The 14696-nt window shown below is 69.5% G+C and carries 11 protein-coding genes; 6 read left to right on the forward strand and 5 right to left on the reverse strand.

The features are described from left to right. The first annotated feature begins 10 nt into the window (after positions 1 to 10). Positions 11 to 3265, forward strand: a complete 3255-nt coding sequence (locus tag FHU38_RS24010) for a tetratricopeptide repeat protein (RefSeq protein WP_167176671.1) — start codon at positions 11 to 13, stop codon at positions 3263 to 3265. Between the two features lie 30 nt (positions 3266 to 3295). Here FHU38_RS24010 and FHU38_RS24015 read toward each other — a convergent pair whose 3' ends face one another. Next, a complete protein-coding gene (locus FHU38_RS24015; protein WP_167176673.1) occupies positions 3296 to 4054 on the reverse strand; it encodes an SDR family NAD(P)-dependent oxidoreductase in 759 nt (252 codons plus the stop codon). A 133-nt stretch (positions 4055 to 4187) separates the two neighbouring features. Between FHU38_RS24015 and FHU38_RS24020 the strand changes: the two genes are divergently transcribed. Continuing rightward, positions 4188 to 5495, forward strand: coding sequence for a UDP-glucose dehydrogenase family protein (locus FHU38_RS24020; RefSeq protein WP_167176675.1), 1308 nt, complete (start codon positions 4188 to 4190; stop codon positions 5493 to 5495). A gap of 32 nt (positions 5496 to 5527) precedes the next feature. Next, entirely contained in the window at positions 5528 to 7300 is a 1773-nt protein-coding gene (locus FHU38_RS24025) for a gamma-glutamyltransferase family protein (protein WP_167176677.1), read from the forward strand. Here FHU38_RS24025 and FHU38_RS24030 read toward each other — a convergent pair. From FHU38_RS24030 to FHU38_RS24040, 3 genes are read right to left on the reverse strand one after another with little or no spacing between them, the layout of a single operon-like run. Beyond that, on the reverse strand, positions 7282 to 7659 hold the full coding sequence (locus FHU38_RS24030; protein WP_167177198.1) for a nuclear transport factor 2 family protein: 378 nt from the start codon (positions 7657 to 7659) through the stop codon (positions 7282 to 7284). The genes FHU38_RS24025 and FHU38_RS24030 overlap by 19 nt on opposite strands. 2 nt (positions 7660 to 7661) lie before the next feature. Then, a complete protein-coding gene (locus FHU38_RS24035) occupies positions 7662 to 8564 on the reverse strand; it encodes a VOC family protein (protein ID WP_167176679.1) in 903 nt (300 codons plus the stop codon). Beyond that, the gene (locus FHU38_RS24040; protein WP_167176681.1) at positions 8557 to 9111 is read right to left on the reverse strand and encodes an RNA polymerase sigma factor; all 555 of its coding nucleotides are present in this window, start codon (positions 9109 to 9111) and stop codon (positions 8557 to 8559) included. Before FHU38_RS24040 ends, FHU38_RS24035 begins: the two co-directional genes overlap by 8 nt. Positions 9112 to 9186: 75 nt before the next feature. Between FHU38_RS24040 and FHU38_RS24045 the strand changes: the two genes are divergently transcribed. Beyond that, complete coding sequence (locus tag FHU38_RS24045) at positions 9187 to 11292, forward strand: molybdopterin oxidoreductase family protein (protein WP_167176684.1); 2106 nt, start codon at positions 9187 to 9189, stop codon at positions 11290 to 11292. Here the strand turns inward: FHU38_RS24045 and FHU38_RS24050 are convergent. Further along, positions 11281 to 12780: an MFS transporter gene (locus FHU38_RS24050; protein WP_167176686.1), complete on the reverse strand. Its 1500-nt coding sequence runs from the start codon at positions 12778 to 12780 to the stop codon at positions 11281 to 11283. The two genes, FHU38_RS24045 and FHU38_RS24050, sit on opposite strands and share 12 nt — an antisense overlap. A 53-nt stretch (positions 12781 to 12833) precedes the next feature. Here FHU38_RS24050 and FHU38_RS24055 point away from each other — a divergent pair, with 53 nt between their 5' ends. After that, entirely contained in the window at positions 12834 to 13676 is an 843-nt protein-coding gene (locus tag FHU38_RS24055; protein WP_167176688.1) for a helix-turn-helix transcriptional regulator, read from the forward strand. Positions 13677 to 13740: 64 nt separating this feature from the next. Beyond that, positions 13741 to 14625: a hypothetical protein gene (locus FHU38_RS24060; protein ID WP_167176689.1), complete on the forward strand. Its 885-nt coding sequence runs from the start codon at positions 13741 to 13743 to the stop codon at positions 14623 to 14625. The last annotated feature ends 71 nt before the right edge of the window (positions 14626 to 14696 follow it).

The raw sequence follows: 14696 nt of genomic DNA on the forward strand, positions 1-14696 counted from the left end.
AGGTGGTCTTGTGGGCACACGTGGGCGACTGGGGGAGCTGATCCGGAGCTTTCGCAGGCGAGCGGGCTTGACCCAACAGGAGGTCGCCGATCTCGCCGGGCTCAGCGTGGCAGGGTTGCGCGATGTCGAGCAGGGACGGGTGACCCGACCCCGCGCGTCCACCGTGCGCAGACTTGCAGACGTCCTCGGGCTGACACTCGAAGAACTGGACACCTTGCTCCGCCGATCAACCGCGGCCGTTGAGGACGAGGAATTGCGGTTCGAGATCCTGGGACCGCTTCGCGTGGTGGCTAACGGGACGGTGGTCGATCCAGGTTCGGAGAAGCAGCGCATACTCACCGGACTGCTCGCGCTGTCGCCCAATACACCAGTGGGGCGGGATTCGCTGGTCGAGGCGCTGTGGGGTGATTCGGCGGGTGCGGGGGCGGTCGACTCCTTGCAGTCCCGGATCTCGCGGCTGCGCAGGCGGCTGCGGCTTTCCGACACCGAAGGTGACGGCGTACTCGTCGCTACCAGGGGTGGCTACCAGCTGTCCGTTTCCGAGAGCCAGCACGATCTGCTGGCATTCCAGCGGTTGGTCGAGCGCGCCCGCTCGGCGCGCGACGCGGGAGAGCTGGCCGAGGCGGCCAAGTTCTACGCGAATGCGATGGCGTTGTGGCGGGGTGCTCCGCTGGAGGGTCTCGGAGCACTGCAGTCACATCCGGTGGTGGTGGGGCTCGCCCGGGAATGCCCCATCGTGGCCGTCGAGTACGCCGACGTCGCCTACCAACTCGGCCACTACCAGGAACTGCTCCCGTTGCTGCAACGCATCGCGGAGGGCGAACCACTGCACGAGACGGTGCACGCCGCGTTGATGATCGCGCTGGCGGGCAGCGGCCAGCAGGCCGCAGCGCTGAACGTGTTCGACACCTTGCGCAGGCGGCTGGCGAACGAACTGGGTGCGGACCCAGGACACGAACTGGTGTCGGCCTACCAGCGGGTGCTGCGGCAGGAGGTGGCGCAGCCGGACTTCTCGCCGGTCACCGCGCACCGCCAGCTACCACCGGACATCGCGGACTTCAGCGGTCGCACCGCCGAACTCAGGCAACTCAGGGAAACCCTGCCGGAAGTGGGCGCGGGCACGGCGGTTCCGATCAGTTTGATCGAGGGCATGGCGGGCGTCGGCAAGACGCGACTGGCCGTGCGGCTGGCACATCAACTGCTGGCCGAAGGCCGCTACACCGAGCAGCAGCTCTATGTGGACCTTCGCGGCCATTCCGATCAGCCACCGGCCGATCCGAGCGCGGTTTTGGCCTCGTTCCTGCGATTGCTTGGCGTCCCCGGCGACCAGATACCGCCGAACATGGAGGAGCGGTCCATCCTGTACCGGGATCGCCTCCACGGCAAGCAGGCGCTGGTGTTGCTCGACAACGCGGCGGGGGAGGACCAGGTGCTTCCGCTACTGCCAGCGGGCCCAACCAATCTGGTGCTGATCACCAGCAGGCGGGCGCTCGCGCTCGACGGGGCGCGTTCGCTGCCGCTGGACGTGTTCCGTCCCGACGAGGCGACGCAACTCCTTGAGCGTGTAGTGGGGCGCGGCCGGGTGCACGCAGAACGCGCCGCCGCGGAGCGGGTCGTGGAACTGTGCGGCCGACTTCCGCTCGCGGTCGCGCTCGCGGGAAGGCGGTTGCAGTCGCGGCCGGTGTGGGGGTTCAACGAGCTGTTGTCCCGGTTGGGACAAAGCTGTGACCGGGTCGGCGAACTCGCGGTTGGCACCAGAAGGCTGCAAGCGGTTTTCGACCTCTCCTACGACGCGCTCGATCAGGCCGAGCGGCGGACCTTCCACCTGCTCGGGCTGCACCCGGGCGATACCTTCACCGTCGACGCCGCGGTGGCGCTCACCGGGCTCACCCCGCTGCGGGCACGCAGGCTGCTGGACCGGCTCGCCGACGAGCACCTGGTTGACATCGTCAACGGCGACACCTACCGGCTGCACGACCTGCTCGCGGCGTACGCCCGCAATGTCGCCGAACGTGAGGAGAGCGAGGAGTCACGCAGGGCGGCGATCGGGCGGCTGCTGGACTTCTACCTGCACACCGCGGCGCGGGCCGCCCAGCGGCTGCAGGCGAATCCGGTGGAACTCGATCTTGCCGGCAGTGCACCCACCTACCTGCCACGGTTGGCCACCAAGGAGGAGGCCAAACACTGGCTGGACAGCGAGCGCCCCAACCTCATCGACGCGGTGACGCTGGCGGCCGAACACGGTTGGCCCGGCCACGCCTGGCAACTGACCAGGTCATTGCGGGAGTACCTGCACCTCTACGGCTACGGGCACGACCACGACTGGGTGCGGGTTCACGAGGCGGCACTCGCCGCGGCCGTCGCAGCTGGGGACGAGGTCGGGGAGGCGCTCACCAGAACCGATCTCGCCGCCGCTTACCTGAACCACGGGCGCGGCGAAGACGCCCGGCGACACCTGCTGCACGCCCTGCGGTTCCACCGCGAGGTCGGCGACTGCAAACTCGAATGCTCCACGCTCAACTCGCTCGGTCGGCTCTGCTACCGGTTCGGCAACTTCCGTGAAGCGGCGCGGTACCTGCAACAGGCTGCTTCGCTGTGCCTGGGACGGGACAGCTACCTTGAACAGACCACGCGGGCCTACCTCGGCATGGTCTCGCTGGTGTTCGGCGACACCGACGAGGCACTCGAGCACTACGCGCACAGCCTGCGGCTGGCTCGGCGGTTGGGCAACACCGACGGCGAAACCCACATGCTCGCCGAGATCGGCTGGGTCGAGTGGCAGCTGGGCAGGCGAGCCGACGCCACCGCCCATTTCGACAAGGCGCTTGCCGTGGCAACCAGCAACGGGTTGTCTCCAAGGGAGGCGCACGTGCGGCATCGGCTCGGCGATGTCCTGCGCAGCCAAGGTTGTCTCGTGGAAGCGCTCGACAACCTCACCGAAGCGCTGCGGATCGTGCGCGCGGTCGGTGGCGACACCTTGGAGAGCGATGTGCTAATCGACCTCGGTGCCACGTACCGGGAGATCGGCAACATGCCGACGGCATACACGCTGCTCGACGAGGCCATCCGCTCGGCGATCAAACGCAAGGAGCGTTACCAGGAAGCAAGGGGACTCAACGAACTCGCCGAGCTGCACCGGTGTACCTCGCGTGCCGAACTCGCTCGCGACAACTGGCGCCGAGCGCGCACGCTGTTCGCCGAACTGGGCACACCGCAAGCCCGGGAGCTGCAGGCACTGGCCTGTGACGTCGGTTCGGTCGCCTGAGCTCACCGGGCGTTCGGGTGGTGGCGCGAGTCAGCGCGGGGACATCCGCAGCGCGCCGTCGAGCCGGATGACGTCACCGTTGAGGTAGTCGTGCTCGACGATGTCGACCGCCAGTTGCGCGAACTCGTCGGGGCGGCCGAGCCGTCTCGGGAACGGCACCCCTTCTGCGAGGCCCGCGCGGAACTCCTCGCTGACCGTGGCCAGCATCGGGGTGTCGATGATGCCCGGTGCGATGGTCATCACCCGGATTCCTTGTGAAGCGAGGTCGCGGGCCGCGGGCACGGTCATGCCCACCACCCCGCCCTTCGACGCGGAGTACGCGATCTGCCCGATCTGGCCCTCGAACGCGGCGACGGAAGCGGTGTTGATGATCACCCCGCGCTGATCGTCTCGCAGCGGCTCGGTCCGGGCGATGGCCTCCGCCGCGACGGTCAGCACGTTGAAGGTGCCGACGAGGTTCACCTCGACGACCTTGCGGAACAGGTCGAGATCGTGTGGCCCCTTCCTGGAGAGGATGCGCGCGGACGGTCCGATGCCGGCGCAGTTGACGACGATGCGCAGTGGCATATCGCTGTTCTTCGCCTGGTCGACCGCGTCACGCACCTGGTCGGGCTCGGTCACGTCCGTCCGGACGTAGGTGATGCCCTCCACCTCGGGCGCGGCTTCGATCGCGGCCGGGAGGTCGAAGGCGAACACCCTGGCGCCCCGTTTCGCGAGCGCGGCGGCGGTTGCGCCGCCGAGGCCGGAAGCGCCGCCGGTCACGATGGCTGCGGTGACGGTGATCTGCATGTTCTTCCCTTCTCACTGCTGAGAACCCCGACTAGGTTAACGCTCGTTCGCGCGGGTGAAATGTCGACCAATGGCCGCTTCGTGGTGCCCCTGGTGTCGCCCGCGGGTCAACTGCCGGTGTGACCGTCGAGGAATGCACGCTGCATCGATCGTCGTGGTCGGTACCGGGTACGTGGGTCTGACGACCGGAGCCTGTCTCGCCTGCCTCGGCCACCGGGTCACGTGCGTGGACGTCGACGCGGCCAAGGTGGCTCGGCTCGCCGCGGGCCGGGTGGACATCCTGGAACCAGGACTGGCCGGGCTCGTCGCGCGTGGGCTCACCAGCGGCACGCTGTCCTTCGCGGTGGAGGCGCGGGCAGCGGTGGAGTCGGCCGACGCGGTCTTCCTGTGCGTGCCCACCCCGATGGGCGCGGGCGGTGCGGCCGATCTTCGGGCGGTGGAGGCGGCCGTTGCCACGATGGCGAGCTCGCTGCCCGCCGATTCCGTGCTGGTGACGAAGTCGACCGTTCCGGTGGGAACGGCGGGGCGAATCAGTGACCTGCTGGGCCGTGACGACGTGGCCGTGGTGTCGAACCCCGAGTTCCTGAGGGAAGGCACGGCCGTTGCCGACTTCCTCGGGCCGGAGCGAATCGTCGTTGGCTCGGACACGCCAGGAGCCGCCGAGCGGGTCGCCGCGCTGTACCGGCGGCTGGACGCGCCCGTCGTCGTCACCGACGCGGCCAGCGCCGAGCTGGTCAAGTACGCGGCGAACTGCTTCCTGGCGACCAAGCTTTCTTACGTGAACTCGATCGCGGAGCTGTGTGAACGGCTGGGGGCCGACATCGACGCGGTCACGCGCGGAATGGGATACGACAGCCGGATCGGGCGATCGTTTCTCTCGCCGGGGCCGGGCTGGGGTGGCTCGTGCTTGCCGAAGGACACCAGCGCACTGCTGCGCATCGCCGATGCCGTGGGTTTCGACTTCCGGTTGCTCTCGGCGGCGGTGGAGGACAACCTCGCACAGCGCGACCGGGTGGTCGCGAAGGTGGCGACTGCCGTGGGCGGCGAGCTCGCCGGAGCGCGGATCGGCCTGCTCGGCCTCGCGTTCAAGGCGGGAACCGACGACCTGCGGGATTCGCCCGCGCTGGCGGTGGCCTCGGTGCTTTCCGCGCACGGTGCGCGACTGTCCGCCTACGATCCCGCCGTGACGGGGCCGCTGCCGGGCATGGCCGTCGCCGACGACCCCTACCGGGTCGCTCGCGGGGCCGACGCGCTCGTGGTGCTCACCGAGTGGCCGGAGTTCACCCAGCTGGACTGGACCTACGTCGCCGACCTGATGCGGGGTGCGGCCGTCGTGGACACCAGGAACCTGCTGTCACCCGTGTCGTTGCGGGACGCGGGGCTGCGGTGGACCGGCCTAGGTAGATCAACGAAACGTATCGATGCCAGTTCTGTTAGTTGAGCGAACAAAGCTATTCCCCTTATGGTCGTGGAGTGTTCACGACCAGACCAGAGCTCGCCGGTACCCACGGGATGGTGGCCTCCACCCACTGGCTTGCCTCGACAACGGGCATGGCGGTGCTCGAGGACGGCGGCAACGCCTTCGACGCGGCCGTCGCGGCAGGCTTCGTGCTCCAGGTGGCGGAGCCGCACCTCAACGGGCCGGCAGGGCAGGTGCCCGCGATCTTCGTGACCGCCGACGCGCGCACCCCGAAGGTGCTGTGCGGGCAGGGGGTCGCTCCATCAGCCGCGACCCCCGGACACTTCGCCGACCTGGACCTCGACCTCATCCCAGGCAGCGGGTTGCTGGCGGCGACCGTGCCGGGCGCATGGGACGCCTGGCTGCTGCTGCTTCGTGACCACGGCACCAAACGGCTGCGCGACGTGCTCGGCTACGCCATCTCCTACGCCTGGAAGGGCGTTCCGGTGGTCGGCCGGATCACCGAGACCATCGACACCGTCGCCGAACTGTTCGCCAACCACTGGCCCACCTCGGCCAGGTTGTGGCTTCCCGGTGGCGAGGCACCCGCCCCCGGCTCTTTGCACCGCAACCCGACCTTGGCACGCACCTGGCAACGGCTGCTGGCCGAGGCCGAGACGTGTTCGGGGCGGGAGGAGCAGATCGAGGCCGCCCGCAGGGCCTGGTCGCACGGGTTCGTGGCCGAGGCGATCGATGAGTTCAGCAGGAACGCCTTCCGCGACGACAGCGGTCGCGACCACGCCGGGCTGCTGACCGGCGACGACCTCGCCGCCTGGGAGGCCACCTACGAGGATGCCGTCGTCACCGACTTCGGTGAGTGGAGTCTGGTCAAGTGCGGAGCCTGGACCCAGGGTCCCGTGCTGGCGCAGCAACTGCGCCTGCTTGAGGGCTTCCGTGACGAGTTGGCGTACGTGGACGGCAGGCCGACCGCGCGGACGGTGCACCTGGCCACCGAATGCGCCAAGCTGGCCTTCGCCGACAGGGAAGCGTGGTACGGCGACACGAGCGTCGACCTGGATCTGCTGCTGTCGCGCGAGTACGCCGAGGGGCGACGCAAGCTCGTCGGCGACGAGGCCAGCGGCGAGCTGCGCCCTGGTGGCGCCGACCCGAGGCTGCCCAAGGTCATCGAGGCCACTCGTGGCCGCCGTGCCACGGGCGGTGCCATCGGGGAGCCGACCGTCGACCCTGCTGGCCGCACGCGCGGCGACACGGTGCACATCGACGTGGTGGACGCCCACGGCAACATGGTGTCGGCGACCCCGTCCGGCGGGTGGCTACAGTCCTCGCCGACGATCCCGGAACTGGGCTTCTGCCTGGATTCCCGTGCCCAGATGTTCTGGCTGGAACAGGGCCTGCCCAATTCGCTTGCCCCCGGCAAGCGCCCCAGAATCACCCTGTCGCCGTCGATGGCGCTTCGGCACGGCGAGCCGGTGCTGGCCTTCGGCACCCCCGGTGGAGACCAGCAGGACCAGTGGCAGCTGAGCCTGTGGCTGGCGCACACGGTCGGTGGACTGAACCTGCAGGAGTCGATCGACGCGCCAGCCTGGCACACCACCTCGTTCCCCAGCTCGTTCTACCCACGCGCCTGGACACCGAAGGAACTGGTGGTCGAGTCCAGGATCGGGGAGGCAGCGCTGCGCGAACTCGCCGAGCGCGGGCACGAGGTGGTCGACGCGGGCCCGTGGGCGCTGGGCAGGCTATCCGCGGTGTCCCGCGACCCCGCTAGCGGCATCCTGCGTGCCGCGGCCAATCCACGCGGCATGCAGGGCTACGCGGTGGGTCGATAGCCGGCTATGGCCGTCGGGTCCTGCGCGATCACCCAGTACTCGCCGAACCGGTCGCCGTCGCGCCGCAGCAGGTCGTGCCCGTGGAACTCCACCGGCTCACCGCCGTAGCGGCCCCGGCCCACCCAGCGTGCGGCCACGAGGTCGCCCTGGACGATCGGCCCGACCTCGATCTCGAACCGCAGCGCCTCGATCAGCTCCCTGCCCTGCCGCACGACATCGGCGAGCTGATCGGGGCCGGTCACCAGGCTCGGCTGTCCCGGCCAGTGTCCGGCGAAATCGGCGGTGACGATCGAGCGGGCGATCCGCTCCAGTTCGCCAAGGTCGCCGTTCCACAGCTCGTACAACCAGCGTTCGTACATGCTCACCGTTCCCAGAGCCAGAACTCGACTCCTTGGTTGTCGGTACAGTCGGCCGTTCGTCCGTAGGGTTCCCGCCTGACCGAACTCACCTCGCCGCCGTGGTCGCGCACCCGGTCGGTGGCCGCGTCCAGATCGTCGACCGCGTACATCAGCTTCCAGCCCGCGTAGGACTGCCCTCCCCACAGCCCACCTTCGGCCAGCCCGCTGCCCTCGATCCGCCATGCCCTCGGCACGGTGCCCGTTTCGAACCGCCACCCGAGTACGGCGCCGTAGAAGCGCTTGGCGGCCTCGTCGTCGGGCACGGTGAATGTGAAGTACCCAGCCTCGCCATGGCGGGGGGCAAGGAGACCCCCGGAGGGGGACGGCCCCGTCGCCTGCGCCACCAGCCAGCGCTGCCCGAACGGGTCGCGGATGCGGCCCATCACGCCGTGTCCGCGGTCCTCGACCGGACCGATCGGTTCAGCACCCAGCTCCACAGCTCGGTCCACGGCCGCCCGCGCGTCAGGCACCTCCACCCGCACCGCGGCCCCACCCTCGGGCGCGACGACGTTGCCGACCTCGGGGAACTCCTCGGCGAGCATGAGCACGGAGTCGCCGATGGCCACTTCCGCGTGACCGACCTTGCCGTCAGCCATCACGATCAGCTCACCCAGCCTCGTGGCGCCGAAGACCTCGACGTAGAAGTCCACCGCGGCCCGGGCGTCGCGCACCGCGAGGTAAGGGGCGAGCGAGCGCGTCCGTGCGGGGGACTGAACCTGTGCGGTTGTCATAGCTTTACCTCCTGTTTCGCCGCCGAGGATCGCCGCACGCAACGCCTCCCGCAGCGCGGCGGCGAACACCGGATCGGGTTCGGCGGGTTCGTGTGGTTGTCGCAAGGCATGGAAAGCATCGAACGGGTCAGTCATCGCCGGCCTCCCCAACCTGCCGTCGGTACTGCCGCCGGAACGCGGCGCGCGCCCTGGCCAGCAGCCCCTCGGTGGCGTGCGTTGTGCGGCCGAGCAGGTCGGCGACCTCGGCAACGCCGAGCCCGTCCAGGTAGCGCAGGGTCAGTGCCGACCTGTGGTGTGCTCCCAACTCGGCCAGTACCTGCCTGGCGACGAGCGCGTCCAGTTCGGCCTCCCACGGGTCAGCCACATCCGCGCCGTTCACGCCGTCGCCGACCTCCGAGGCGTCCCGCACGAGGCGCAACGCCCGCTCCTCGCGCTCGCGGCGCCGCCAGTGGTCGACGAGCTTGTGTCGCGCGATGCCGATCAACCACGGGACGCTCACCTGCGGCGCGGCCTGCTTGCGGCAGGCGCCGACCGCGCCGAGGAAGGTTTCCGACGTCAACTCCTCGGCCAGCGTGCGGTTACCGCAACGCGACAGCAGATAGCCATAGACCTCGGGCAACGCCTGCTCGTACACCTCGAGCAGCGCGAACGCCGGATCTGGCCGGACCCGTGGGTGCGTCACACCCCCATCGTCGTCCGGCGAGCGGGTGCTCCAACGCCTTCCGCCGACCTTTTCACCCGGCGTAGCTTGTTCGACATGCCGACCACGCATCACCACAGCTGCACGCTCTGTGAGGCCACCTGCGGCATCACGGTTACCGTGGCCGACGATCGAGTGGTGGGCATCCGGGGCGACTCCGACGACCCGGTCTCTCAGGGATACATCTGCCCCAAGGCCACCGCGCTGGCCGATCTGCACCACGATCCTGACCGGCTACGCACTCCGCTGGTTCGGGGCGGCGCGGACGAGTGGTTCGAGGTGAGCTGGCCTGCCGCCATCGAACTCGCCGCCGCCGGGCTGCGCGACGTCAGGCAGCGGCACGGCAAACACGCGCTCGCCGTGTACCAGGGCAACCCGACCGCTCACAACCTCGGACTCATCACCTACGGGCAGCCGTTCTTCCGTGCGCTGGGGACGCGGAACCAGTACTCGGCCACCTCGGCCGACCAGCTACCACACATGCTGGCCGCGCTACAGATGTTCGGCCACCAGCTACTCATGCCGGTACCCGACATCGACCGTACCGACCTGTTCGTCTGCCTTGGCGCGAACCCGGCCGTGTCGAACGGCAGCATCATGACGGCACCGAACGTGCGTTCCCGGCTCAAGCGTGTGCGCAGGGTCGTGGTGTTGGACCCGAGGCGCACCGAGACCGCCGACCTGGCCGACGAGCACGTGTTCATCCGGCCCGGCACCGACGCGTTGCTGCTGCTTTCGGTGGTCAACGTGCTGTTCGCCGAGCACCTGGTGTGCACGGGCCGGCTGACCCCCCGGTTGACCGGGTTGGAGATCCTGCGAGTGGCCTGCCGGGATTTCACCCCCGAGCGCACCGCCGCTGTCACCGGAGTGGACCCGGCCAGGGTGCGCGCGCTCGCCAGGGAACTGGCCACGACGCCGCGCGCCGTGGTGTACGGCCGCGTCGGGCTGTGCACCCAGGAGTTCGGAGGGCTCGCCGCGTGGCTGATCGTGGTGGTGAACGCGCTGACGGGACGTCTCGACGAACCGGGTGGCGCGATGTTCACCACGCCCGCGATCGATGCCATCCCGCTGGCCACGGTCACCGGGAACCGGGGCAGTTTCGACAGCTACCGCAGCCGGGTGCGCGGGCTGCCCGAGTTCGGCGGCGAACTGCCCGTCGCCGCGCTCGCCGAGGAGATCGACACGCCGGGTGAGGGGCAGATCCGCGGACTCATCACCTCGGCGGGCAACCCGGTGCTGTCCACCCCCAACGGCGCGCGGCTCGACGATGCGCTCGCCGGGCTGGACTTCATGGTGTCGATCGACCCCTACCTCAACGAGACCACCCGGCACGCCGACGTGATCCTGCCGCCGACAGCACCGCTCGAGCGCCCGCACTACGAACTGGCGCTGGCGAACTACTCGGTGCGCAACGCGGCCAAGTACTCGCCATCGGTTCTGCCGCGTGGCCCGCGACAGCGCCACGACTGGGAAATCGTGCTGGAGTTGGCCAGCCGGGTGCTCGGCGGCGGAGCGGCCGCCCGGTTACTCGGTCGCCTCGGCCCCGAACCGCTGCTGGAGCTGGGCCTGCGTGTCGGGCCCCACGGGCTGCGCAAGCTGCGAGGAGGGCTCTCGCTTGGCAAGCTCAAGCAGCGGCCGCACGGGGTTGACCTCGGTCCGCTGCGGCGCAGGTTGCCAGGCAGGCTCGCGACACCGGGCAAGCAGGTGCATCTCGCACCGCGTGTCTATCTCAACGACCTGCCGAGGTTGCGCAGGCTGCTGACGCGGCAGCGGGACGACACACTCGTGCTGATCGGCAGGCGCCACCTGCGCAGCAACAACTCCTGGATGCACAACAGCGAACGACTCGTGAAGGGCAAACCCCGCTGCACGCTGCTGGTCCACCCCGATGACGCGCGAGAGCGCGGGCTCGCAGACGGTGGCAGCGCCAAGCTGTCGTCGGCGAAGGGCACCGTCGAGGTGACCGTCGAGGTGACCGACGCGATCATGCCGGGCGTGGTGAGCCTGCCGCACGGTTGGGGGCACCACCGCACCGGTGTCCTGCTGGGGGTGGCTACGAGGCAACCAGGGGTGAGCGTCAACGACGTCACCGACGAGCACCTGGTGGATGAGCTCACCGGCACCGCGGCGCTTTCCGGTGTCCCGGTGCACCTACAGGTCTGAGGCGGCTTCCTCCTGGCCGCCGCGCGGGTCGGGCAGGGCCCGGCCCAGCACGGTCACCAGCACGGTGAGCACCGCCTGGAGTCCGATGACGAGGCCGAACGCCTCTCGGAGCCCGACGCTCACGGCGATCTCGGCGAACAGGCTGCCCAGCGTGCCCACGCCGAGCGCGAGCGCCGCCTGCTGCGTGGTGGCCAGCACTCCGCTGCCCAGACCTGCGCTGTCGGCGGGCACGCCAGAGAGCACCAGCCGAAACAGCGTCGTCACAGCCAGCCCCTGCCCCACGCCGCACAGCAATGTCGCGGGCAGTAGGTAGAGCACGGTCACGCCGGGCCAGCCGGGCAGTACCACGGCAAGCAGCAGGAGTAGCCCGGCGAGCTGAATCATGAACCCCGCGGGTGCCACTGCCTGCCCGAACCTGCTCACCAGCCTCGTGCTCGCCAGTGAAGCCGCGAAGAACCCGAAGGCCAGCGGTGCCAGCGCCAATCCCGCGCCCAGCGGGCCGAAGCCGAGCCCCTCCTGCAGGGTCACCGCGCACACGAACATAAAGGCGCCGAACCCGGTGAAGAACACCGAGGTGACAGCCAGCCCGCGACGCATACTCGGTACGCGCAGGACGGTGGGAGGCAGCAGCGGCACCCGGCCGGACCGTTCGGCTCGTCGCTGTGTCACCGCCAGCGCAACCAGTAGCAGCGGCACCGCGGCCAGTGAAGCCGGCGTCCAGGCGGGCCAGCCGAGCGCGCGGCCCTCGGTTAGCGGTATGAGCAGGCACAACAGCGCAGCGCCGAGCAGTGCGGTACCCGCGAGATCCACCCTGAGCGGATCGCGCGAGCGGCTTTCCGGCACCGACCGGGTCGCAAGCAGGCCGAGTAGCCCGATCGGCACGTTGACCAGGAAGATCGGCCGCCAGCCGAGCCCGGCGATATCGGCTGCGACAAGTACACCGCCCAGTAGTTGGCCCGCGATCATGGAAAGGCCCGCGTTGGCGCCGTAGCGGCCCATCGCCCTCGACCTGTGCTCGCCGTAGGTGCTGGCCTGGATCACGGACAGCACCTGAGGCAGCAGTAGCGCCGCCGCCGCTGCCTGCGCCACCCTCGCGGCCACCAGTACCTCGATGTTCGCGGCGAGCCCGCAGCCGAGTGAGGTGACGGTGAAGGCGGCAAGGCCGATCTTGAACAGGCGCTTGCGGCCGTACGCGTCGCCGAGCCGGCCGCCCGGCACGAGCAGCACCGCGTAGGTCACGCCGTAACCCGCGATCACCAACTCCAGCGTCGCCGTGTTCGCACCCAGGTCGGCACCGATGGCGGGCAGGGCGACGTTGACGATGAAGAAGTCGACAAGTGGCAGCGCCGCGCCGAGCAGCAGCGTGAGCAGTCCCGCGGTGGTCAGCGTGGACCCGTGCTCGGTGGGCGGGCTGGTCGGTGAGGTGGTCGGTGAGGTCACGGCTACGACGATTCGCCTGCCGCGAGACTGGTACCAGAGCGTGCTCATCCTGGTGTGAGCACTACCTGGTACCCGTCGGCCGCTCGCGGCATGCTTGTGTGGTGAGCACGGTCGCCGACCTCGATTCCGGACCCGACGCGGTGCGACGCCGTGAGCTGGCCTCGTTCCTGCGCAGCAGGCGGGAGCGGATCACTCCCGACCAGGTGGGACTGCCGCACACGCGGCGCAGGCGAACCCCTGGCCTGCGCCGCGAAGAGGTCGCGCAGCTCGCCGGGGTCGGTGTCACCTGGTACACGTGGCTGGAGCAGGGACGCGACATCAGGGCTTCGGACGGCGTGCTCGACGCGATCGCCAGAACACTGCGGTTGGACCCCCATGAGTCCGCACACCTGTTCACCCTGGCGGGCATTCCGGCGAGACCGGCGGTGCGGGACCGCGACGCGATCCCGGCTGGCGTCCACGCACTGCTGGCGAAGCTGGAACCGTATCCCGTCGTGGTGCAGAACGCTCGCACCGACATCCTCGCCCACAACCGGGCGTACGAGTGGTTGCTCGGCGTGGACGAACTGCCGTTCGAGGAACGCAACCTGCTGTTGCAGTGCTTCGCCAAACGCAGGTGGCGTTCCAGAATGCCGGACTGGGAGCAGAACAAGGCCAGGACCGTCGCCGAGTTCCGCTCGGCCATGGCAGGACACGTCGCGGAGCCGAGCTGGAAATCGTTGGTCAATCGACTGCGTGGCGAATCGGCCGAGTTCGAGGCGCTGTGGACGGAACACGACGTGCGGCCACCGGTGAATTGGACCAAGCGCTTCCTGCACCCCGACGCGGGCCTGCTGTGCTTTGACGCCACCTACCTGTGGCTCAGCCGTACACCCGAGATCAGGATGACCACCTACACGCCCTCGAACGAGCAGACCGAGGCCAAGCTGCCCACTCCCTCCTGAGAGGGAGCCGATCCGCTCCCGCGCGGGAAGCGCGAAGCGGTGCCCCGCGGTGATGCTCGACGGCATGAGAAAGCTACGCCTCGCCGTCGGATACGCGGCAATCGCGGGCACCGTGCCCTACCTCGCACTGAAATTCACCTGGCTTTCCGGTGGCGACCTCGGGGTGGTCGACCCCGAGGTCATGACCACGCCAGGGACGTACTTCGCCAACGCGTTCACGGCGGGCATGGACGTTGTGGCCATCGTCGTCGCGCTCGCCTTCACCCACGACTGGGGTAACCGGCTGCCAGGCTGGCTCGTGCTGTTCCCCGCCTGGGTGGGCACCGGCTTCCTTGCCCCGATCGTGCTGAGCGCACCGGTGATCGGCCTCGACTTCGCCCTCGTCGAGCGGTCCGACGACGTGCTGGCACCCTGGGTGCTTCCGGTGGTCTACAGCAGTTTCATATGGCAGGGGTGCACCCTGCTGACCGCGTTCGTGCTCTACGCGAGGAACCGCTGGCCGCAGGCGTTCACCGCGGGTGGCCGCGCAGCCAGGTCCGGGTTGCTCGGTGGCAGCGGCGCGGCACTGGCGGTTCTCACCGGAGTCGTGCTCCTCGGTTGGGCGATCACTGGAACCGGATCGCCTGCGACGCGGTTCGTGGAGGGGCTGGTCGGTGTGCTGGCGCTGCTTGCCGCGGTGGCGGTCCTGGCACGGGCAAGGGCGCCACGCCCCACCTGGTGGCCGCTGGTGGCCGTGTGGACGGGCTCGGCCGCGATGTTCTCCGGTGGCTTCTGGATGGTGTTCACGCTGGCCGGATTCACAGCGTCACCCGGTGTGGGCGAGGTGCTGGTCAGGTGTGGCCAGACCCTCGGCGGTGTGCTGCTCGCGGCCTCCCTGCTGAGCTCTGCACGGGCGGTGAGCGGCGGTACCGCCTTCGAGCGGGTGGGCCACACCATGCCGCAGGGGTAGCGCGGTCCTCCCACCCTCGCGTCAGGGTTGGTCGACCCCGGTGGCCGAGCGGCGCCGCGCACGCTGGACGG

The organism is Saccharomonospora amisosensis, from assembly GCF_011761185.1.
In the GTDB taxonomy this organism is placed as follows: Bacteria; Actinomycetota; Actinomycetes; order Mycobacteriales; family Pseudonocardiaceae; genus Saccharomonospora_A; species Saccharomonospora_A amisosensis.

Excerpts from the sequence above, each read along its gene's own strand:
- FHU38_RS24060 (WP_167176689.1), top strand. The coding sequence starts at position 13,741 with ATGAGAAAGCTACGCCTCGCCGTCGGATACGCGGCAATCGCGGGCACC.
- FHU38_RS24030 (WP_167177198.1), bottom strand. The coding sequence starts at position 7,659 with ATGTACGAACGCTGGTTGTACGAGCTGTGGAACGGCGACCTTGGCGAA.
- FHU38_RS24045 (WP_167176684.1), top strand. The coding sequence starts at position 9,187 with ATGCCGACCACGCATCACCACAGCTGCACGCTCTGTGAGGCCACCTGC.
- FHU38_RS24050 (WP_167176686.1), bottom strand. The coding sequence starts at position 12,780 with ATGAGCACGCTCTGGTACCAGTCTCGCGGCAGGCGAATCGTCGTAGCC.
- FHU38_RS24020 (WP_167176675.1), top strand. The coding sequence starts at position 4,188 with ATGCACGCTGCATCGATCGTCGTGGTCGGTACCGGGTACGTGGGTCTG.
- FHU38_RS24015 (WP_167176673.1), bottom strand. The coding sequence starts at position 4,054 with ATGCAGATCACCGTCACCGCAGCCATCGTGACCGGCGGCGCTTCCGGC.
- FHU38_RS24035 (WP_167176679.1), bottom strand. The coding sequence starts at position 8,564 with ATGACTGACCCGTTCGATGCTTTCCATGCCTTGCGACAACCACACGAA.